Source organism: Patiriisocius sp. Uisw_017 (assembly GCF_047731265.1).
In the GTDB taxonomy this organism is placed as follows: Bacteria; Bacteroidota; Bacteroidia; order Flavobacteriales; family Flavobacteriaceae; genus Patiriisocius.
In genome coordinates this window covers 964611-986540 of the sequence record NZ_CP159835.1, presented here as the reverse complement: position 1 = coordinate 986540, position 21930 = coordinate 964611, and the positions used below count along the sequence as shown (strand labels likewise).

The window sequence follows — 21930 nt, the reverse complement described above, 5'->3', positions numbered from 1 at the left end:
TAATTCAATTTTAGCAATTTGATAACATTACAAATATTCCAGAAGAGTTTTATACATGCAGTATTGATTTTTTTATTGTCTTCAATAATAAAAATAAGCACATTTTATTGGATAAGACCATATCCTTAATTTTAATTACAATCTTTATAAGTGCCTGTGCTACTTGGAGAAAAGGTGTTGAGAGCAACGGAGATAAAAATCAAGCCATACAAAACATTATTCTTGATTATACTCGTACTGAAGGAACCCGTGAAAATGAAGTTTATTACATCACTCAAGAACCAGAGCAAGATAATCAATTTCATTTTTAAGTGTACAGGCGGCATAGTATAATGGTGAATTTGAAAGATAGTATTGGCGCAAATCCAATTAATTTTGAAACGGAGTTTTATAAACAGAATAATCGACTTTTTTTAAAAGAAAGCAAAAACATAAAAATTTCAAAGGAGTTAATTGATAAACTAAATGAATATAATATAATTGACTCCACATATTTTAAGCTCAAATCTGGTGAGCTTTCAAGAGATCAAATACCTGTATCTTTAGCAGCATCTGATTATAATTTTGCGGGTTAGATACTTTATAAAGATGACCTGTCAAATTGCGTAACGGGAAGTACTGTGTATTATTTTTTAGAACATAGGGACCTTCCAAAAATAAACTATACTGTTTAAAAAAAATGACAAATTCAAAGCTCAAAAGGTTTTTCTATGCGAGTATTATTTTCTGAAATACTCCGCAAATTTAATCGCCGGATTCGTCGCCCGATTTTTAAATGTGTGAATTGTGCTGCTCAAAATTAAAATTCCTGCACCTAGATAGGCAGCTACTTTTATCGTCTCGTAACTTTCAGTATTCGCAAAACCTATCGCTACCAGGGCCCAGGCACCTACAAGTGCAAATTCACGCATATTTCGCGTCCAAGTAACAATAAGGTTTAGGACAGTTGCAATACTAATTATTATTATGGTCCAGATTTCAGGAGAAATACCAAAGCCATCCCAGCCTATTTTGGTTAGGTATAAGGTTACATTCGCAATACAAGCAACGGTTAACCAGCCGCTATAAATCACAAAAGGCCACCATAAAAATGCGATTACAGAAATAGGAGCATCCCACAATTCCATCGAGTTTTTTAGCACGATTTGAATCAAACAAAACAACATAAAGAAAATAACAAACGTCGAAGCTAAAATGTAATCTCCAACGAAGAGGTAACACCAAGCACTATTCCCAATACAACTAAGTACAAACCACCATCCTGTTCTTTCTATAAAAGCATCATCTCTCACCTCCACAAAAAGGCTTCGGGATTGATAGCATATAAAACCTAAAAGCAACAGGTAAATAAGTCCCCAAATCGAAAAGGCATAGCCTGCAGGGGTAAAAAGAGTGTGGTATTTTGCGCTCACCATTGCTTGTGTTGTATCGTGAAATACCCCTGCAGCAGATGCATAATTGAAGTAAATAGTGATGGCGAAAAGTATAATGTTTAGGATTTGGAGTGTTTTTTTCATTCTTGGTCAATTTCCTTTTAGCGTATGAAAATACTAAAAAAAGGCTCTAATTGGTTAAGCTTTTTGTAAAATCAACTTACACAAACGACCTCTCCTTCTGCTATAACAAAAACTTCATCGTCTTTAGTGGGTTCAAGAATATAGTTGCCAGTAAAACTTCCGAAGGCCGGAAATATGAGTTGATTTTTTGTCTTAAAAAAGCACGCGAGTTTCATTATTTGTCGCCCAATTCCTTTCATTTTTACTCCAGGATGAATGTGTCCGCAAAAATTAAAAAGGGTTTTGTGTTCAGTAGGATGATGTGTTAAATAAAAGCCATCAATGATTTGTTCTTCTAAAACTTCAACGTTAATATCTTCAAATAAATATTTCGGGATGATGTCGTGATTTCCGCTAATTAAGACCACTTTTGAAGGGGTATAGGCCACCCATTTTACAAAATCCTGCCACTCACTATTAATGGTGCTATGAAATAGATCTCCTAAAAAGCAAACAGTTTCTGGCTGAAAATGATTTACAACTTCAGTTAGTTTTTCTAAGTTTTCATAAGCAACATGCGCAGGAACAGCGGCTCCGTGTTTTCTAAAATGCGTAACCTTTCCTAGGTGGACATCTGCGAGCAACAACATAGCTTTTTGTTTCCAAAACAAAGCACCTGATGGATGCAATATAAAATCTTCTTCTTTTATTTTTATGGAATATGTCAATACAACAAAGATACAGTAGACTAAAATTTTTACCGAAGTTAAAATGAAAATTCACTATCTTGACTCTTTAAAATTTACGAAGCACTATGAGTAATTATCATATAAAACATTTAGAAGAATATTATCAAGTATACAGGAAATCGGTAGACAATCCTAAGGCGTTTTGGGAAGAAATTGCTGAGGAACATTTCCTCTGGAGGAAGAAATGGGACAATGTACTTAGTTGGGATTTTAAAAAGCCCGAAGTAATATGGTTTGAAGGGGCAAAATTAAACATCACTGAAAACTGCATTGACAGACACCTAGCAGCCAGAGGAGACAAAACAGCTATTTTGTTTGAACCAAATGACCCAAAAGAAGCCGCGCAGCATATTACTTATAAAGATTTATACCATCGTGTAAATAAGTTTGCAAATGTGTTGAAAGCTAAAGGAATTAAGAAGGGAGATAGAGTATGTGTTTATCTGCCTATGATTCCAGAATTAGCGGTTTCGGTATTGGCTTGTGCTCGAATAGGAGCAATACATTCTGTGGTGTTTGCAGGTTTTTCATCTATAGCACTTGCTACCAGAATTAATGATTCAGATTGCAAAATGGTGGTCACATCAGATGGATCTTTTCGCGGCGCGAAGACTATTGATTTAAAAGGAATTGTTGACCAAGCGCTAGAAGATTGTAAGTGCGTAGAATCTGTTTTAGTAGCAAAGCGTATCAATACAAAAATTAATATGAAAGAAGGACGTGATCAATGGCTTCAACCTTTATTAGAGGAAGCTTCAAACGAACTTGTAGCCACTGTTATGGATGCTGAAGATCCTTTATTTATATTATACACGTCTGGTTCAACGGGGATGCCAAAGGGTATGGTGCATACTACGGCAGGATATATGGTGTATAGTGCCTATACTTTTAAGAATGTTTTTCAATATAAAGAGAATGATGTTTATTGGTGTACAGCGGATATTGGTTGGATAACAGGACATAGTTATATCGTTTATGGACCTTTAGCAAATGGGGCAACAACTGTTATGTTTGAAGGGGTGCCCAGCTATCCAGATTATGGGCGTTTTTGGGAAATTGTAGAGAAGCATAAAGTCACTCAGTTTTACACCGCACCAACAGCCATTAGGGCATTAGCAAAAGAAGGGGTTGAACATGTTGAAAAGTATGATTTATCATCTTTAAAAGTTTTAGGAACTGTTGGTGAACCTATTAATGAAGAGGCCTGGCACTGGTATGATGATAACATTGGCAAGAAAAAATCACCTATTGTTGATACGTGGTGGCAAACCGAAACTGGTGGTATTATGATAACACCTATTCCATTTTGTACACCAACAAAACCTACCTATGCAACTTTACCTTTTATTGGTATTCAACCCGTATTAATGGATGAACATGGGAAAGAAATAAAAGAAAATCAAACTGATGGTCGTCTGTGCATAAAATTTCCTTGGCCTAGCATTGCAAGAACTATTTGGGGAAATCATCAACGGTATAAAGACACCTACTTTTCAGCATACGAAAATATGTACTTTACAGGAGATGGAGCACTTCGAGATGAAGTAGGATACTACAGGATAACAGGACGTGTAGATGATGTTATTATTGTATCAGGTCATAACCTTGGGACCGCGCCTATAGAAGATGCTATAAACGAACATCCAGCAGTTTCTGAAAGCGCTATAGTAGGTTTCCCGCACGATGTAAAAGGAAATGCCTTGTACGGGTATGTTACCTTAAAAGAGACAGGTGAAGGTAGAAACCATGATAATTTGAGAAAAGAAATAAATCAGATTATTACAGAGCAAATAGGACCCATTGCAAAACTTGATAAAATCCAATTTACTGATGGATTACCAAAGACGCGTTCAGGAAAAATTATGCGTCGTATTCTTAGAAAAATAGCGAGTAAAGACACGAGTAATCTTGGGGATACAAGCACGCTGCTAAATCCTGAATGTGTTCAAGATATAATGGATAACGTACTGTAGGAAACTAATTTATTCTTAATTTAGATACCAATGAAATTAAGCACCCTTATGAGCACATATAATATCCATGTTGATGACCAAAGTTTCGATATTAAAACGGATGATCTAACAACTTTTGACTTGCATCAAATGTCAAAAACTAATTTTCACGTCTTACAAAATAACCAAGCCTTTGATGCAGTGTTAATTGCTGAAAATATGCTTGAAAAAACCTTGACTATAGCGGTTAATGGAAATCATTATGATATAAAAATTGACGACGCTTATGATGCAATAGTGGCTCAAATGGGGCTTTTGGCAAATACCGCAACCAAATTCAATACGATCAAAGCACCAATGCCAGGTTTAATTATTGACATTATGGTAAACGCTGGTGATACTATTGAAAAAGGGACGCCGCTATTCGTTCTTTCAGCTATGAAAATGGAAAATATCGTTCTATCAGACGGTGCCGGTATCATTCGGACTATTGAAGTAAGTAAAAAGGATTCGGTCGATAAAGGCCAATTAATTATTAAAATGGAAGAGTAGATTTTTGCCTTTGGTAGATTAAAACTTACGCTTACGGGAAAGAATGGATATAAAAAATCACTAACACATGAAGAAAATATTAATAGCCAACCGTGGTGAAATTGCGATTAGAGTAATGAAAACTGCTCAAAAGATGGGTATTAAAACCGTAGCGGTTTACTCAGAAGCAGATCGTGGTGCACCTCATGTTCGTTTTGCTGATGAAGCCGTTTTGCTAGGCCCTGCACCTTCGGCAGCATCCTATCTTGTAATGGATAAAGTGATTCAAGCAGCCAAGGATACTGGTGCTGATGCCATTCATCCAGGATATGGTTTTTTAAGTGAAAATGCCAAATTTGCCCAATTAGTTGAAGATGCTGGGATTGTTTTTATAGGGCCAAAACCACACGCTATTAAAGTAATGGGTGATAAATTGGCTGCTAAAGAAGCAGTTCGGGATTATGATATTCCTATGGTGCCCGGTATCGAAGAGGCTATTACTGATGTTGCCTTAGCAAGAAAAGTTGCTCAGGAAATTGGTTTTCCTATTCTTATCAAGGCTTCTGCTGGAGGCGGTGGAAAAGGAATGCGCGTTGTAGAAAACCTAGAGGAGTTACCAGAACAAATGGATCGCGCTATAAGTGAAGCGTTATCAGCCTTTGGAGACGGTTCTGTTTTTATAGAAAAGTACGTGGGTTCTCCGAGACATATAGAAATTCAGGTGCTTGCAGATACACATGGAAATATAGTTCATCTTTTTGAACGGGAATGCAGTGTGCAAAGGCGTCATCAAAAAGTGGTTGAAGAGGCTCCTTCTGCTGTCCTTACCCCTGAGAAAAGAAAGGCTATGGGCGAGGCTGCCATTAAGGTTGCTAAGGCCTGTGACTATATAGGTGCAGGTACCGTAGAATTTCTGCTAGACGATCATAAAAACTTCTATTTCCTTGAGATGAATACCCGTTTGCAGGTGGAACACCCAGTAACAGAATTGATATCTGGAGTTGATCTCGTTGAACAACAAATTAAAGTAGCTCGAGGCGAAAAATTAGAATTTACACAAGATGATTTATCGATAAACGGTCACGCCATTGAAGTTAGGGTCTATGCAGAAGATCCTCTTGATAACTTTATGCCGAGCATCGGGACGCTCTCTACTTATAAAATTCCAGTGGGAGAAGGTATTCGGGTAGACGACGGTTTTGAAGAAGGGATGGAGGTTCCAATTTACTATGACCCAATGATCTCAAAGTTGATTACTTATGGAAAGAATAGAGAAGAGGCCATCCAATTAATGATAAAAGCGATTGACGATTATAAAGTTGAAGGTGTCTTCACTACGCTTCCTTTTGGAAAATTTGTTTGTAAGCACGAAGCTTTTACTTCAGGAAACTTTGATACTCATTTTGTAAAAAATTATTATACTCCAGAAAAACTCGAGAAGAAATATACAGAAGAGCGCAGAATAGCAGCTTTGGTAGGATTAAGGTTATATCTTGAAAACCAGAAAACAGTAAAAACTCCAACAGCAGTCTCCTTAAACTGGGATAAAAGAAATGCGCAGTAGTACAAACAGATTTGAACAACAAGAATGAAATATAAAAAGAAGATACTAGCAGATAAATTAACTCTAGCTCATTTAGGTGGAGGTCAAGAACGTATAGACAAGCAACATGCTAAGGGAAAACTGACAGCAAGAGAGCGCGTTCATTTTTTGCTAGATGAGGGTTCTTTTGAAGAAATGGGAGCTTTGGTTACTCATCGTACCAAGGATTTTGGTATGGATAAGCAATTATTTTACGGTGATGGAGTCGTAACAGGATATGGAAACATAAACGGAAGACAAGTGTGTGTATTTGCCCAAGACTTCACCGTTTTTGGTGGTGCATTATCAGAAACACACGCTGAAAAAATTTGTAAGATTATGGATATGGCTATGAAAATAGGCGTGCCCGTAATCGGATTAAATGATAGTGGTGGCGCCAGAATACAAGAAGGTGTTCGCTCGCTAGGCGGCTATGCAGATATCTTTTATAGAAATGTCATGGCATCGGGTGTAATTCCTCAAATATCTGCTATTATGGGTCCTTGTGCTGGCGGCGCAGTCTATTCACCTGCGATGACCGATTTCACCTTAATGGTTGAGAAATCTAGTTATATGTTTGTTACCGGTCCTAATGTAGTTAAAACAGTAACAAATGAAGTAGTGACCGCAGAAGAATTAGGAGGTGCTTCAACACATGCTACAAAATCTGGAGTAACACATCTAACGACTGGGAATGATATTCAATGTATCAATCAAATTAAGCAGATCTTGAGCTACATGCCCCAAAATTGTGAAGATAAACCTACAGACATCCCCTTTGAATTAGGAGCAGAAATCCGTGAAGATTTAGAAAATATAGTTCCAGAAATTGCAAATCAACCGTACGATATGCGCCACGTCATAAGCGGGATTATCGATGAAGATACTTTCTTTGAGATACATAAAGACTATGCAGAGAATATTGTAGTTGGGTTTGCAAGACTTGGCGGTAAAAGTACTGGTATAGTAGCAAATCAGCCTATGAGTTTGGCAGGAGTTTTAGATGTGGATAGCTCTAAAAAGGCAGCTCGATTTACGCGCTTTTGTGACTGTTTTAACATCCCTCTTTTGGTATTAGTAGATGTGCCAGGATTCCTTCCAGGTACTGATCAAGAATGGAATGGTATCATTACTAATGGGGCTAAATTGTTATATGCTTTTAGCGAAGCCACGGTGCCTAAAGTTACTGTGATTATAAGAAAAGCGTACGGTGGCGCATACGATGTAATGAATTCTAAGCACATCGGTGCAGATATGAATTATGCGTGGCCAGGGGCTGAAATTGCAGTTATGGGAGCTCAGGGTGCTAGTGAAATCATCTTCAGAAAAGAGATTAACGCTGCTGCTGATTCAGTTGCCAAGTTAGCAGAAAAAGAAGCAGCGTATGCAGAGAAATTTGCCAATCCTTATAGCGCCGCAGAACGAGGTTTCATCGATGAGGTTATTTCTCCAAAGAATACCAGAAGAAAATTGATAAAAGCTTATGCTGCGCTTCAAAATAAGGTAGCTACCTTGCCGAAGAAGAAGCACGGCAATATTCCTTTATAACATTTGACGGTAGCTTACTATTTTCGGTAAAATTTAAGGATTAATTGTCAAAGGACTAGTTCGGATTGTTACCTTGTCAACAACAATGTCATCTTCTTAATACGATCCTTCAATTTTTCTGAAGACAATTTTTCTCGCAAGCGGTCTGTTATAATTGGAAAGCTAAAAGGGGTTGCTTTTTTACATTGCTTCCAAACCGTTTCTTGTGTTGCAATACGCTCTAGTGCCATACTTAAACGGCCTTCTTCCATTTCGTGTTCAAAGGTTTCTTTAAACGCTTGCTGGTACAAAAGGTTGTCAGGTTCGTAATCTCTAAAGACATCAAACAATAACTGAGAGTTACTTTGCAAATGCTTGGTTTTAATTTGTTTGCTTGGGTATCCCGTAAAAACCATTCCGCAAATAACTGCTATATCTCTAAATTTCCGACGCGCTAACTCAGTACTATTCAGGCTTTTTTGAAGGTCATCAAAAAGATAATCGGTCGTAAAAAGATTGTTATCTAATACTTCTTGAATATCTAAAGGCTGGTCGCTCAATAATTCAAAACCATAGTCATTATAGGCTAATGAAAATGTTATGGGAAGCAATAAACTAATGCGATAGGCAAGTAGTCCTCCCATCGCCATATTCACAAAGCGCCCTTCAAAAGGATAGAAGACATTGTGATAGCCATCTCGAGTTTTAAAAGTTTCAATTAAAAACTCCCTATTTCCGGGGACAATACTTTCTAATTCTTGGCGATCAAAAATGTTGCTCAGTGCTTTTAATTCGGGTGTGTTGCTTTTATGGTCTGCTTCGCTTTGTAATTCATTTCTTAGAATTTCAGACATTTGTGAAGAGAGCGCCATTCTTCCGCCCATAAAACTTACTACGTTACTTGTCTTCTTATTGCTTCGTCTCACTTGTGCTTGCATATTCCTTACACGAACCAACTCCAACGTTCTTCCTGCAAAAACAAAGACATCACCAGGTTTCATTTTGCCAATAAAAAATTCTTCAATCGTACCAATAAACCCTCCTGAAACATATTTTACCTGCACCGTTGCATCACTTACAATCGTCCCAATGGAGAGGCGATGCATCATTGCGGTTTGGCGACTGTCCACAAAAAAACGCCCATCTTCGTCCACCAATACTCTTTTATATTCATCATATGCTTGTAAACTTTGACTTCCCAAGGTGATAAAATTCAGGCACCATTGCCATTGTTCATCTGTAATTCCTTGAAAGCAAAACGTATTCTTGATTTCAGGAAAAATTTCCTTCGGTACGAATCCATCACTAACCGCCAAGGTGACTAAATATTGAATTAAAACATCAAAGCTCAATAAATACGGAACGCGATCTTCCATCACTTCTTCTTTAACCGCTTTTTTTAATGCGGAAGCTTCAATTAATTCCATCGCGTGTGTGGGTAAAAAGTGAATAACTGAAGCTTCTCCAGGGCGGTGGTTACTTCTTCCAGCACGTTGCAGAAACTTAGCAATTCCTTTTGGTCCACCTACCTGAATAATAGTTTCCACAGGGGCAAAATCTACTCCTAAATCTAAACTTGAAGTTGCGACCACCGCTTTTAAACTTTCATTACGTATGGCTTGCTCTACCCACAAACGCGTTTCTTTATTAATGCTGCCATGGTGCATTGCGATTTCGCCGGCAAATTCAGGATATTTTTCTAGTATTTTCTGAAACCAAATTTCACATTGGCTTCTTGTATTTGTAAAAATTAATGTGGTTTTACTTTCGTTAATTATAGGAATAACCTGATCTAAAACGTGTAATCCAATATGGCCTCTCCAAGGAAAAGTTTCCATCTTTTTTGGGATGATGGATTTAACGATTATTTTTTTGTTAAGGTTTGCTTTTAACAAGACTGAGTTTTCTCGAAACTGTTCATTCATTCCTAAAAGCACATCTTGGGCTTGGTCTATATTGCCAATAGTTGCAGAAATCCCCCAAATTCTTAGTTGAGGTGAGACTGTTTTTAATCTCGAAAGTGCCAACTCCATTTGCACGCCGCGTTTACTTCCTAACAATTCGTGCCACTCGTCCACGACTACCGCAGTGAGTGTTTTAAATGTTTTGTCATACCCTTTTGAGGCCAATAATAACATTAAACTTTCGGGAGTAGTAATAAGCAAGTCAGGCATATTTTTTTTCTGCTTTGCCCGCTCACTTTGTGAGGTGTCTCCAGTGCGGATTCCGACGGTTAACCCTGTTTCTAGTTCGTCTGCAAAACGCTGGGCAGATTGTTGAATTTCAACTGAAAGTGCCCGTAACGGAGTAATCCAAAGAGCTTTAATGCCTTTAGTTTGTTTTGTTTTGTAATCTGGATTATCTTTAATGTATTGTAAAACGATGGGTGCCCAAAGCGCATAGGTTTTCCCGCTTCCAGTAGGGGCATTTAATAAGCCGTGTTTACCATCTAAAAATGCCTTCCACGTTTTTTTTTGAAAAGGGAATACCTTCCAGTTTTTTTGCTGGAACCAGGTTGAGGCTATGTTTATTAGTACTGTTTGTTTCATTTCGGAATCAGCGCTTTTAAGTCATCCAAGGTATTTGCCTCTTCCATGGGTTTGTCTTTTCTCCATCGTAAAATTCTAGGGAAGCGCGTTGCGATGCCACTTTTATGGCGGCTACTTTCAGCAATGCCTTCAAAGGCAATTTCAAAAACGTGATGAGGCGTTACACTTCTTACAGGACCAAAACGCTCTAGTGTATTTTTTTTGATCCAGGCATCGACTTCTTTTAATTCTGAATCTGTCAAGCCTGAATATGCTTTTGCAAATGTTACAAGTTCTCCATTATTCCAGAGGCCAAAGGTATAGTCTGTATATAAATTAGCACGCCGTCCATGACCTCTCATAGCATAGGTTAGGACGCCGTCAATAGTAAAGGGGTCTGTTTTCCATTTCCACCAATCACCTTTTTTTCTACCAACTAAATACGGTGATTCTTTGCGTTTTAGCATCAATCCTTCGCTTCGTTTTTCTCGTGACAGGGTTCTTTCTTTTGCGGCTGCTTCCCAGGATTCAAAATTCATGGTATGGCTCAGGTAGATTCCTATTTCTTCCCCATTGATACTTTCTATTAATGTGTCTAGAATTTCTCTTCTTTCAATGAATGGTCGTTGCCTGATGTCTTTTTCTTTCCATTCCAACAAATCATAAGCATTCAAAATTACGGGTGTCTTCTCCAGTAAAGCTTTTGAAAGATTTTTTCTACCTATTCTTGTTTGAAGGTCATTAAAATTTCCAATTTGCTTATTTCCGAAGGGAAGAATTTCTCCGTCTAAAACAGTTCCGTTAGGGATTTTTGATAAGAAACGTTGAAATTCGGGGTACTTATCTGTTACTAATTCCTCTCCGCGAGACCACACAAAAACCTCATTATTGCGAATAATTACCTGACTGCGAATACCATCCCATTTATGCTCAAAACTCCAATCATTAATAGTGCCTAAATCAGCTTGAAAGTTCTTTTCTACGGCATACGCCAAATAGAAAGGATAAGGTTTGCTGAGGTAGTCTTCTTCGTTAGTTTCTAGAATAAGTTTTTGAAAGGTGGTTGTACTTGGAGTCCAGTTACCCATTAGTTTATAGGCAAGGATATCTTCATCTATATCTGTTGCTTTTGATAATGCGCGCGTCATTAATTTTTGGCTTACTCCAATTCTAAATCCACCGGTGATGATTTTATTAAACACAAATCTTTCAAAATAGGACATTGAGAGCCAGTTTTCTTGGAGATAAGCTTTCTTTTCTTCCTCTTCGAGGGTGCGCAGTATTATGATTTCCTCGATGTACTGGGTTAGAGATTTCTCTCCCTGTGGCCTTTCTGATGAGGAAAGAATTAAGTGTTTTGAATTGGTAGAATTTGATTTGAACGCGCGTGGTACACCTCCCTCCATCCCCGTTCGAATGGGGAATCTTTTAACGCCTTCACTTTGAATAACTTGCTCTATGTTAATTGCGGAGGTTGGCTGGGAGGCAATGTCTTTAGATGGAATTATCAATGCAATAGTCTCTGCTAAATCTCCTACAATGTGGTAGCTTTCTTCAAATAACCAAAGTGGGACCCCACTAATTTCAGTAGCCCATTGGCGAAGAAGCGTAGTGTTTACCGGGCGTTTAGGTCTGCGATGCGAGAGGATGGCAATGGTCCATAATTTATCGTCATCATCGGCTTCATTAAAGTATTGCGTTAGTGCTGCGACCTTCTCGTTGGTTTTATTCGTGGTGTCTAGCGTTTTTATTAGGGCTGCGAATTGTTTCATTCTTTGATTTCCACTTCTTTATTTGATGTTTCACCATCTTCTTCTTCATATTGTGTTTTTTCGGTACGCGCATCAAGCCCCATTTCTTCTCTAAGGTATCTTGAAAAAATTTCGGTATAGCCGTGAGTAGCTATTACTTTTTCTGCTCCTGTTTCTTTTACTGTTTGAAGCAATCCATCCCAATCTGCGTGGTCACTCAATACAAAACCACGATCTATGGCACGGCGTCTTCTCGCGCCTCTAAAGGTCATCCATCCGCTAGCGCTAGCCGTGACATAAGGAACCATTTTGCGTATCCATGTTCCGCCGTGAGCACTGGGTGGGGCTAAAACAATGTTGCCTAATAATTCTTCTTTTTTTGTTTCTTTAGTCACCCTATTTGTTTCGTTAAAGGTGTAATGTTCTCTTAATACTTCAGTCATATTTTCAATGGCGCCGTGGGTGTAGATTTTACCAATACTAGGGTTTAAGTGTTTTAGTAGACGCTGTGCTTTGCCTAAAGAATATCCAAATAGAATAGAGGTTTTATTTTCGGCCTTATTCGCAGCCCACCAATTATTGATTTCTGCAAAAACTTCAGCTTGTGGAGTCCATTTAAATGCTGGAAGCCCAAAGGTACACTCTGTTATAAATGTGTTGCATTTTACAAGTTCAAAAGGTTCGGCTATGCCATCATCTTCGGTTTTAAAATCGCCTGTGAATACCCATACCTCTCCTTTGTATTCAACCCTTACTTGGCTGGATGCTACAATATGACCTGCTGGGTGTAGGCTAAATTTGACTCCATTGATGGTAAATGTCGTGCCCCATTCTTTTCCGCTTACTGTTATATCACCTAATCTATGTTTTATGATAGGTACATTTTTATTGTGCGTGATATATTGCTTGTGCCCCCAGCGACTATGGTCTGCGTGACCGTGCGTTACAATGCACTTATCGACGGGTTGCCAAGCATCTATGTAAACATCGGCCTGTTTACAATAGATGCCTTTATCGTTAAAGATTAATAAGGGTGTTTTAGGCATTATGGCATTTCTTTTTTTTAAAATTAAATGTTTTACTTGCTATTGGTTAAGGTTTAAGAAAAGTTTAATGGTTTTGAAATGTCCAAAGGATTCTTATTAAATATTCTTATGCTTTACTCGGTAATTTTTGAGACTTGTTTTATCTTTGTTTTCTAAAATTTAAATTATGTCATTTACAGATTTATTTGAGAGCGGTGAACATAAGCGTAATATGGGACATTTTGCGTCCATAGCGAATATTGCATCGATTAATGGGGAATTAAATTCTGAAGAAGAAAAAATGTTGCGTCGCTTTGCACGCAAACTGGACATAGATGAGTCTCAATATGAGGCTGTGCTAAAAAACCCTGATAAGTATCCAATAAACCCTCCAAATGATGCTGATATGAGATTAGAGCGTATGCACGATCTTTTTGAGATGATCTTTGCAGATAACGAAATTGATGATCAAGAGCGTGGGCTAATTGAAAAATATGCTATTGGGTTAGGATATACTACTGAATTAGCTGCAAAATTGATAAAGCGTTCTATTGAAATTTATTCTGGGGGGTTGACCTTGGAAGATTATCAATACCTCCTTAATAAGAAATAGCCTATTTCTACGACTAAAATTATCTAGCGAGTTTTTCAAGATTTTTGAAAAGCTCGCTTTTAGTATCTGGTTTTGCTAAAAATGAAGAAGCCCCCATTGCCAGAAACTCTTCTTGTTGCTCCAACATAGGACTTCCACTAGCAACTAATATGGGGATCGTATTTGATTTTTCGCTCTTGTGATTTCTTACGTGTTCTATCATTTCTATGCCGCTAATATTAGGTAAGTTTTGCTTTAAAATAATAATATAATATTGTTTGTTTTCCGGCATTTTTTTGGCAATAGCTCCTTCCTTTGCAATCTCGACATAACACCCTTTTTTATTGTCCAGAAATTGTTTCATAAATAACATCTGGCTTATTAGATCGTCTTCGATTACAAGTACTCTTTTACTAGAAAATAGACCAGAACCTTTGGGAACAGATTTGCGCTTTTTTATTTTTAAATTCTTCTTTTACAAATGAGAGCCCACGCTCGTAGGCTAATTTATGCTTTGAAATAGTATACTCATTCTTTTCTTGCACCAAATGTTGTGATTCATTATAATGTTTTGTGAGGTCTATCAAAATTAAATATAGATGGCTTTCTTCCTTAACAACATCTATATCCACAATCTTTTTTGTGGCGCCAATCTCTAGATTTACACAAGGAAACTGGATGCTATTTCCCAATGTTGATATTGATGGAATTACCGTATAAAAGAATGGATGTATTTCTTGTAATAATGACTTTTTATTAAAGCTAAAAAGGGTGTCGTCAGACTCAACAAGTAGACCATTTTCATCAATTTGAAGTGTCTAAATCTTGTGGTCAAAAAAAGTTTTTTTAAAATGAGCTAAGCTCATCAACACAGCAATTTTTTAGATAAGCCTTCAAAAAGGGTTGCTACGTTTTCTCCAGTTTTTGCAGTCGTAAACAAACAGTTTTCAAATGGTTTAGACGAAAAATATGGTTCAGATACCATCTCATTAAATTTATCGCTTTTATTCCCTATTACAATTACGGGTATTTTTTTGTGGTATTCTTCTAGATATCGCAATTCGGTTTCTAGATTTTCATGCGTTTTCAGGTCTAGAAACATTAAAAACATAAATAAACCCGTGTGAACCGAGTAAATAAGATTTTAGCGCTTTTTCAATTGAAGTACTTCCTTCAATATCCCAAACAATTAATGTGAGGTTTTGTCCGTTCACAGTAATGTCTTTTTCTTAACGTGAACCCCTACAGCAACTAAATAGTCTTCGTTAAGTTGTTCCTCTATGTATGTAGAGACCTTAATTTCAACGTTTAAACAAGGTCTTTAAAATAGTGTTTACTTCATGTCTAGACAATGCGTTAATTTTAGGAGATAATTTTTTTAAAACCTTAAAGAGTTGGTTTCTAGGCTTACTTTCAAAAGAACTAGAATAAGTGCCTGAAATTACAGATGCTACATAATAGGAGTGAAATTTTTGAATATGAATACTATATAACTCATACGCTATTGCTTCTAGGTTTTGATTTCCTCCCTGAAATGCATCTTCAACAAAACTTTTTATTGCCGTAAGCATTCCTGAAATCATCTCTTTATCAACAGTGGCATTATAGCTATAGCTACCCAATAAAATCCCTGAACCTTTTTGAATCGCAAATACCTCGTTTATTTTATGCGCATCAATTTCACTTAACATTAAATCACTTTCTTTAACGCAAGTAAGTGTTGCTTTTAATTTTCGCTTTAAAGAATCTATTGAAAATGTATTGGTAACTTTTTGGTTTATATTTTCAGAAAGTTACCAATACATTAGCGAGATAGCACTTTATCATTTTTCCTATAATAGGGTATAAGGCTTCTACAACTTGATCTTGTGAGTTTTCAATTTGTTATTGTAGTGTTTTTGTAATTGTGAGTTTTAATATAGCAGGTATTTCTTTAACAAATTGAGAAAGTCGTTTCTCAATAATACGGTCTATTTTTTGGGAAAGTTTTTCTTGGGTTTCTAAAGATTCAGAAATTTCTTTTATTCTTTGTATTATGGCATTCGCAATATGCCTGTCATCTACTAAAAGGATATCCCTAAGAAGCTGAAGTTTTTCTTCTGTAAGTCTTTCTGCCTTTGCGTTTAAAGAGTCTTCAAGGTCTGTGATGCGAATGTTTACAGCTGTACTTAATGAGTCTATAGACTGCATTAGTTCGCCCCTAATTTGATCTATGTATTCCTCAAGTACTACTTTCTGGCTCTTTATCTCCTTCCTTAATGTTTCAAATTCACTGTTATATTGTTCAATATTCTCACCAAAAATGAGATTTTTGATTGCTTCGATCTTTGAAGAAGAATCTGCTGCGCTAGATCCTTCAGTAAGGTTGTTTTTTTTACTCTTAGGGTTTGTTTATTGCTTAAAATCACTAAATCTTGGGTAAAACATTATTTAGAGTTCGACATAAATTCTTCTGCTTTATTTACCATGTTTTTACTTCCGCAGAAAAAAGGAACGCGTTGATGTAATTCTGTAGGTACAATATCTAAAATATTTTGGAAGCCATCACTTGATTTACCTCCAGCTTGTTCGGCTAGATATGCCATAGGATTACACTCATATAATAACCGAAGTTTACCTTTAGGGTCTTTGCTTGTATTTGGATACATGTAGATGCCTCCTTTGATCATATTGCGATGAAAGTCTGAAACTAGAGACCCAATATATCTCGAGGTATAAGGACGATCTTCTTCCTCTTTTTGGCAATATTTGATGTAGTCTTTTACGCCTTGTGGAAAATGGACATAATTCCCTTCATTTACTGAATATATAGATCCATTTTCTGGGAACTTCATATTTGGATGAGAAAGATAATATGTTCCAATCGCGGGATTTAAAGTAAAACCATTCACACCGTGCCCAGTAGAATATACAATCATTGTAGAAGTTCCGTACACAATATATCCTGCCGCAACTTGTTTGTTTCCAGGCTGAAGAAAATCATCTAAAGTAACTGGAGTGCCTTCTGGTGTAAGCCGTCTATATATAGAAAAGATGGTTCCTACAGATACGTTTACATCAATATTTGAAGATCCGTCAAGAGGATCCATAAGGACAACATATTTATTGTCATTTTTCTCGTTTCGTCCAGTTATCGTTATAAAATCATCCTCTTCTTCGCTGGCTATACCGCAAACAATTTCGCGATTGGTCAATGTTTTAATAAAGACCTCATTTGCATAGACATCTAATTTTTGTTGATCTTCACCTTGAATATTTGTGTCTCCTGCGGCTCCTAATATGTCAACGAGTCCAGCTTTATTTACTTCGTGGTTTACTACTTTTGCTGCGAGTCTTATCGAATTTATGAGTCTCGAAAGCTCGCCCGACGAATATTTAAATTCGGTTTGATTCTCTATAATAAATTCGCCTAAAGTCTGGTTTTTATTGGCCATGGAAGGTTATTAAGTTGATTTGCAGCAAATATCGGGTTTTTTTAAGAATTTTGAACCGATATTTGTCTGGCAAAACACAATCAATGTTATATACAGTTCGAAAAGCCACTCCTGAAGATATGCCTAGTGTATTGGAGCTAATTAAAGAATTGGCAGTTTTTGAAAAGGAACCCTACGCAGTAGAAATTTCAGTAAACACGTTAAAAGAAGAGGGTTTTGGAGAAAATCCTTTATTTACTTGTTTTGTGGCAGAAGACGCTACGAATATTATTGGAATGGCACTTGTTTATTTTAGGTTTTCTACTTGGAAAGGTCGAACCATTCATTTAGAAGATTTAATTGTCAAGGAATCGAAAAGAGGTCTCGGAATAGGAAAAGCGCTGTATACTGAAGTAATGCATTTTGCAAATTTAAAAGGTGTTAAACGGGTTGAATTTGTCGTACTTGATTGGAATACAACCGCTGTAGGTTTTTACAAAAGCACGGGTGCAACACTCTTAAAAGATTGGTATTTAGTGCAGATGAACGAACAAGGATTGCGAGCATATTTAAAGAAAGAAATAAGAAATAAAAAGATAAATTAATTAGACATCCGACTGCGCGGATAATGAATATGAAAGTATTTAAGTTTGGTGGAGCCTCTGTAAAAGATGCTGAAGGGGTTAAAAACCTAGTTTCTGTAGTAAAACAAAGTGATGAGCAAAATCTTGTTGTTGTGGTTTCGGCTATGGGAAAAATGACCAACCAATTAGAAAAAGTGGTAGATGGGTATTTATTAAAAAATAACGAGCTAACAGGGAGTTTACAAGATTTTGAAGAATTTCATCTCACAATAATGAAGCCGCTTTTTGATGCTAATCATGAAGTTTATAAGAAGACTTCAAATTTGTTAAGTGTTCTAAAAGAGTTTTTACAAAGCAATAAATCTACAAATAGAGCCTATGTGTATGACCAGATTGTAGGATTTGGAGAACTGATGTCAACCACAATAGTTTCTAACTATCTCAACGAAAACGGAATTAGAAATACTTGGTTAGACGCAAGAAAGTGCATTGTTACAGACGCTAACTTTAGAGATGCAAATGTGGATTGGGATACTACTCAAAAAGCGATCAATGAGCAGGTAACGGTAAAAGGGATCACAGTAACTCAAGGGTTTTTAGGAGCGGAATCAACTAATAATTTTACAGTGACACTGGGAAGAGAAGGTAGCGATTATACTGCAGCTATTTTTGCATACTGTCTTAATGCATCAAATGTTACTATATGGAAAGATGTGCCTGGAGTACTAAATGCAGACCCTCGCTATTTTCAAAACACTACCTTATTGCACCATATTTCTTATCGTGAAGCTATAGAACTTGCTTTTTATGGTGCTTCAGTAATACATCCAAAAACATTGCAACCGTTGCAAAGAAAGGAAATCCCTTTGTTTGTAAAGTCTTTTTATGACCCTACTTCTGCGGGAACTTGTGTAGGTAAGGGTGTGCAAATAGATCCACAAGTATCTTGTTTTATTTTGAAGAGGAAACAGGTTTTACTCTCCTTATCTTCTTTGGACTTTAGTTTTATGATGGAAAGTCATATAGGAGATGTTTTTAAATGGCTTCATCATTATAAAATGAAAGTGGAGATGATACAAAATAGCGCTATTAGTTTTTCGGTGGTAGTAGACAATAAATACGATAATCTAGGGCCGCTAATTACAAAGCTGCGATCTATTTTTAGAGTTACTTGGAATGAGAATGTAACACTATATACCATACGGCGCGCGTCCAATGTTGAAATTGAGCAATTAGAAAAAGATAAAACCGTTTTGTTAAAACAGCAAAGTCGTGAAACAGTGCAGCTTGTCATCAAGGAGTGACATGAACCGTTTTTAGTTATATTTGCCATACTATCAACCAACTATTATATGGGTCTCGTTACCGCAAAAGAATTCGCTAAAGCAATTAATGTTGATAAACTTGGGTTTGTAGGCACAGGGATGAGTGTGGCGTTGATGAACATCTTAAAAATCTCTACTATTAACAAGAGATACAATCGAAATAAGCATTTTGAAGGACTAGCGTTTGTCGAAGCTCTTTTAGAAGATTTTAATGTAGACTTTGAAATACCAGATGAAGATTTAAGGCGTATTCCTAAGAGCGGACCATTTATAACTATTTCCAACCATCCTCTGGGAGGAATTGATGGGATATTACTACTCAAGGTTTTATTAAAGCATCGACCAGATTTTAAAATAATAGCAAATTTTCTTTTGCATAGGATTGAGCCTCTACAACCTTATGTAATGCCTGTAAATCCTTTTGAGGGTCATAAAGACGCTAAGTCAAGCCTCTTAGGAGTCAAACAATCATTGTTACATCTAAGAGACGGACACCCCTTAGGTATTTTTCCGGCGGGAGAAGTTTCTACTACGCGAGATGAGAGCAACAAGATTGTAGATAAGCAATGGGAAAAAGGAGCTATTAAAATCATTAAAAAAGCAAAAGTTCCCGTTCTTCCCATCTATTTTCACGGGCGCAATAGCAAAACTTTTTATCGCTTAGCAGCTATTAGTGATATGCTTCGAACAGCAAAACTACCAAGTGAAATGCTAACGCAAGGGGACAGGACTATCAAAATAAGGATTGGAAACCCTATTTCAGTAGCAGATCAAAACGAACATGAATCTATAGCGGGTTTTTCAGCGTTTCTTCGGAAGAAAACGTATGTTTTGGCAAATCCATTTCAGAGGAAAAAATTATTGAACACTATCCCAACGAAGCTTAAAATTCCGAAGGCACCTAAGAAAATTGTGGGTGAAATATCTAAAGTGACGATAGAAAAGGAAGTGGATACTTTAAGAGCACAAGAAAAACGCCTTTTAGAAAGTAAAAACTACGAAGTCTTTTTAGCTCCGGCAGATTTCATTCCTAACATTCTCCAAGAAATAGGGAGATTGCGAGAAATAACATTCAGAGAAATAGGAGAAGGCACTAACAAAGCGATTGACTTAGACAGGTTTGATTCGTATTATCACCAGCTGTTTTTATGGGATACTAAAGCGAAGAAAATAGCAGGTGCTTACAGAATGGGCTTAGGGGCTCAGATTTTCAAAAAATATGGTATTGATGGATTCTATTTACAGGATCTCTTCAGGTTTGAGCCAGAATTGTATGATATGATGAGCAAATCTATAGAGATGGGCCGTGCGTTTATTATCAAAGAATACCAACAAAAACCAATGCCTTTATTCCTTCTTTGGAAAGGTATTGTGCACACTACACTGCGTCATCCAGAGCATCGGTTTTTAATTGGAGGGGTAAGTATTAGTGATAAGTTTTCTGAATTTTCAAAATCTCTCATGATTGAGTTTATGAAATCAAATTACTATGATCCTTGGGTGGCTCAATACATTAATCCTAAAAAAGAATACAAAGTAAAACTTAAAGATGCTGATAAAGATTTCATTTTTGATGAAAGCGAAGCTGATCTTAATAAGTTTGATAAAATAATTGATGAGTTAGAGCCTGGAAGTTTACGTATGCCAGTACTCATCAAAAAATACATTAAACAAAATGCTAAAGTAGTTGCCTTTAATGTGGATCCTCTGTTTAATAATACGATAGATGGATTGATGTACATTCGCATTGCAGACCTTCCTGAAAGCACGGTAAAACCAGTAATGGAGGAGTTCCAAGCTGAACTTGAGAAAAAATATGCTAACGTGACCACTAGTCCTAAAGAAGAGGAATAAATAGAGACTATTAGCGTTTTCAAATACAGATTCTTCTAAAAACGATTGCACTTCTAGAAATAGAATGTCAACACTATACTTTACACTATTTTACAACCAATAAGAGTAGCGCAATTATAGCGGGTGCTACTTGAATAAAAAACATCTTCTTTGTAACAGTGAAGGCACCTTAAACCCCGGCTATAGTAACACATCCTAAAAAGAATATTGCGATATTATTTTGCCAGGTTACATTTGAGATGAAAAATGTCCAAATTAGCCCAGCGGCTAAAAACCCGTTATACAATCCTTGGTTTGCTGCCATAGATTTTGTTGCGGGAAATAATTTTTTTGGAAACCCTCTAAAAATTTTTGAGCCCTTTGTGGTCCAAGCGAACATTTCAAAGTATAAGAATTAAAGATGTCAAAGTGCCACAAAGCCAATTAAAATATTGATTGTAAGTGCCATCGGTTAAAGATTGTTTTCTATAAAGCGACCACAATATTCTTAAATCTCATCTCGTGCTTTGGCAAATTCTATAGCAGTGTTTTTTGGCGTCCCTATACGGTTCGATGGAGCGTAAAAATTATGACTCAATCTTTTTGCATTAGGGGCAGCTATAAATGGATAATTTTCATTGGCGCGATTATACACGGTAATTATAAAATCCCATTCAATGTTTTTATATTCTTCTATGTTGTTGGAGGTATGAGACAAAATATCAATACCGTCTTTTGCCATAGTGGTCATTTCGCCTGGATTCAATCCGTGGGTTTCAATTCCTGCGCTATAAATTGCGATATTTTTATTAGAGAATTTTTTTAAATAAACTTCGGTCATTTGACCTCTACAAATGTTCCCTGTGCAGCGCACCAAAATATTTTTCGTACTAATAATTTTTTAACAGCAACCGCTTTCTGGAGCAAAGGCTTTTGCCTTTTCTAATTCTTTTTCTGTTTTCATCTTTCCATCAGAAGGTACAACCTCAATCATTTGTATTAACACTTAAATACTTTTTTGTAGCATTGCTTAGTTGCTGTT

The 21930-nt window shown here is 36.7% G+C and carries 22 protein-coding genes and 1 pseudogene; 10 read left to right on the top strand and 13 right to left on the bottom strand.

Annotated elements, in window-relative coordinates; translation table 11 throughout:
• Positions 1-107: 107 nt before the first annotated feature.
• Both ABXT67_RS04475 and ABXT67_RS04470 read left to right on the top strand, forming a co-directional pair.
• Positions 108-311 carry a hypothetical protein gene (locus tag ABXT67_RS04475; RefSeq protein WP_415376086.1) on the top strand — a complete coding sequence of 68 codons (204 nt, stop codon included), beginning with the start codon at positions 108-110 and terminating at the stop codon, positions 309-311.
• Positions 312-341: 30 nt separating this feature from the next.
• A complete protein-coding gene (locus ABXT67_RS04470) occupies positions 342-575 on the top strand; it encodes a hypothetical protein (protein ID WP_415376085.1) in 234 nt (77 codons plus the stop codon).
• A gap of 144 nt (positions 576-719) precedes the next feature.
• On the opposite strand, the gene ABXT67_RS04465 is transcribed toward ABXT67_RS04470, so the two are convergent.
• Positions 720-1517, bottom strand: coding sequence for a tryptophan-rich sensory protein (locus tag ABXT67_RS04465; RefSeq protein WP_415376084.1), 798 nt, complete (start codon positions 1515-1517; stop codon positions 720-722).
• 71 nt (positions 1518-1588) lie between these two features.
• Positions 1589-2224 (bottom strand): ligase-associated DNA damage response endonuclease PdeM, encoded by a 636-nt coding sequence (gene pdeM / locus ABXT67_RS04460; protein ID WP_415376083.1) that lies wholly within the window; start codon positions 2222-2224, stop codon positions 1589-1591.
• 86 nt (positions 2225-2310) lie between these two features.
• Between pdeM and acs the strand changes: the two genes are divergently transcribed.
• The 4 genes from acs (at position 2311) to ABXT67_RS04440 (ending at position 7858) form a co-directional block, all read left to right on the top strand.
• The gene (gene acs / locus ABXT67_RS04455; protein ID WP_415376082.1) at positions 2311-4218 is read left to right on the top strand and encodes an acetate--CoA ligase; all 1908 of its coding nucleotides are present in this window, start codon (positions 2311-2313) and stop codon (positions 4216-4218) included.
• Positions 4219-4266: 48 nt separating this feature from the next.
• On the top strand, positions 4267-4749 hold the full coding sequence (locus tag ABXT67_RS04450; RefSeq protein WP_415376081.1) for an acetyl-CoA carboxylase biotin carboxyl carrier protein subunit: 483 nt from the start codon (positions 4267-4269) through the stop codon (positions 4747-4749).
• Between the two features lie 67 nt (positions 4750-4816).
• Positions 4817-6292: an acetyl-CoA carboxylase biotin carboxylase subunit gene (accC, locus tag ABXT67_RS04445; protein ID WP_415376080.1), complete on the top strand. Its 1476-nt coding sequence runs from the start codon at positions 4817-4819 to the stop codon at positions 6290-6292.
• Between the two features lie 24 nt (positions 6293-6316).
• Complete coding sequence (locus ABXT67_RS04440; protein WP_415376079.1) at positions 6317-7858, top strand: acyl-CoA carboxylase subunit beta; 1542 nt, start codon at positions 6317-6319, stop codon at positions 7856-7858.
• Between the two features lie 68 nt (positions 7859-7926).
• Here the strand turns inward: ABXT67_RS04440 and ABXT67_RS04435 are convergent, their stop codons facing one another.
• The 3 genes from ABXT67_RS04435 to ABXT67_RS04425 are packed head-to-tail and all read right to left on the bottom strand — an operon-like array spanning position 7927 to position 13162.
• Positions 7927-10386 carry a ligase-associated DNA damage response DEXH box helicase gene (locus ABXT67_RS04435; RefSeq protein WP_415376078.1) on the bottom strand — a complete coding sequence of 820 codons (2460 nt, stop codon included), beginning with the start codon at positions 10384-10386 and terminating at the stop codon, positions 7927-7929.
• Positions 10383-12137: an ATP-dependent DNA ligase gene (locus tag ABXT67_RS04430; RefSeq protein WP_415376077.1), complete on the bottom strand. Its 1755-nt coding sequence runs from the start codon at positions 12135-12137 to the stop codon at positions 10383-10385. Before ABXT67_RS04430 ends, ABXT67_RS04435 begins: the two co-directional genes overlap by 4 nt.
• Positions 12134-13162: a ligase-associated DNA damage response exonuclease gene (locus tag ABXT67_RS04425; protein ID WP_415376076.1), complete on the bottom strand. Its 1029-nt coding sequence runs from the start codon at positions 13160-13162 to the stop codon at positions 12134-12136. The genes ABXT67_RS04430 and ABXT67_RS04425 overlap by 4 nt, the downstream gene beginning before the upstream one ends.
• A gap of 166 nt (positions 13163-13328) precedes the next feature.
• Between ABXT67_RS04425 and ABXT67_RS04420 the strand changes: the two genes are divergently transcribed.
• Positions 13329-13754, top strand: coding sequence for a TerB family tellurite resistance protein (locus ABXT67_RS04420; RefSeq protein ID WP_415376075.1), 426 nt, complete (start codon positions 13329-13331; stop codon positions 13752-13754).
• Between the two features lie 19 nt (positions 13755-13773).
• Here ABXT67_RS04420 and ABXT67_RS04415 read toward each other — a convergent pair whose 3' ends face one another.
• From ABXT67_RS04415 to fbp, 6 genes are all read right to left on the bottom strand, one after another.
• Entirely contained in the window at positions 13774-14130 is a 357-nt protein-coding gene (locus ABXT67_RS04415; protein WP_415376923.1) for a response regulator, read from the bottom strand.
• Between the two features lie 16 nt (positions 14131-14146).
• A complete protein-coding gene (locus ABXT67_RS04410; RefSeq protein ID WP_415376074.1) occupies positions 14147-14425 on the bottom strand; it encodes a hypothetical protein in 279 nt (92 codons plus the stop codon).
• Between the two features lie 384 nt (positions 14426-14809).
• The gene (locus ABXT67_RS04405; RefSeq protein ID WP_415376073.1) at positions 14810-14947 is read right to left on the bottom strand and encodes a hypothetical protein; all 138 of its coding nucleotides are present in this window, start codon (positions 14945-14947) and stop codon (positions 14810-14812) included.
• Between the two features lie 87 nt (positions 14948-15034).
• Positions 15035-15424 carry a hypothetical protein gene (locus ABXT67_RS04400; RefSeq protein WP_415376072.1) on the bottom strand — a complete coding sequence of 130 codons (390 nt, stop codon included), beginning with the start codon at positions 15422-15424 and terminating at the stop codon, positions 15035-15037.
• 193 nt (positions 15425-15617) lie between these two features.
• A complete protein-coding gene (locus tag ABXT67_RS04395) occupies positions 15618-15923 on the bottom strand; it encodes a hypothetical protein (RefSeq protein ID WP_415376071.1) in 306 nt (101 codons plus the stop codon).
• A 236-nt stretch (positions 15924-16159) separates the two neighbouring features.
• Entirely contained in the window at positions 16160-17167 is a 1008-nt protein-coding gene (fbp, locus tag ABXT67_RS04390) for a class 1 fructose-bisphosphatase (protein ID WP_415376070.1), read from the bottom strand.
• Between the two features lie 83 nt (positions 17168-17250).
• Here fbp and ABXT67_RS04385 point away from each other — a divergent pair, with 83 nt between their 5' ends.
• The 3 genes from ABXT67_RS04385 to ABXT67_RS04375 are packed head-to-tail and all read left to right on the top strand — an operon-like array spanning position 17251 to position 20909.
• Positions 17251-17751, top strand: coding sequence for a GNAT family N-acetyltransferase (locus tag ABXT67_RS04385; RefSeq protein ID WP_415376069.1), 501 nt, complete (start codon positions 17251-17253; stop codon positions 17749-17751).
• A gap of 29 nt (positions 17752-17780) precedes the next feature.
• Positions 17781-19034, top strand: coding sequence for an aspartate kinase (locus ABXT67_RS04380; protein ID WP_415376068.1), 1254 nt, complete (start codon positions 17781-17783; stop codon positions 19032-19034).
• 48 nt (positions 19035-19082) lie between these two features.
• Positions 19083-20909: a GNAT family N-acyltransferase gene (locus tag ABXT67_RS04375; RefSeq protein WP_415376067.1), complete on the top strand. Its 1827-nt coding sequence runs from the start codon at positions 19083-19085 to the stop codon at positions 20907-20909.
• A gap of 169 nt (positions 20910-21078) precedes the next feature.
• Here the strand turns inward: ABXT67_RS04375 and ABXT67_RS04370 are convergent.
• Together ABXT67_RS04370 and ABXT67_RS04365 are read right to left on the bottom strand one after the other, a co-directional pair.
• A pseudogene (locus tag ABXT67_RS04370) lies at positions 21079-21291 on the bottom strand (DUF1304 domain-containing protein); the annotation flags it as partial.
• 105 nt (positions 21292-21396) lie between these two features.
• Positions 21397-21762, bottom strand: a complete 366-nt coding sequence (locus tag ABXT67_RS04365; RefSeq protein WP_415376921.1) for an arsenate reductase ArsC — start codon at positions 21760-21762, stop codon at positions 21397-21399.
• Positions 21763-21930: the final 168 nt, after the last annotated feature.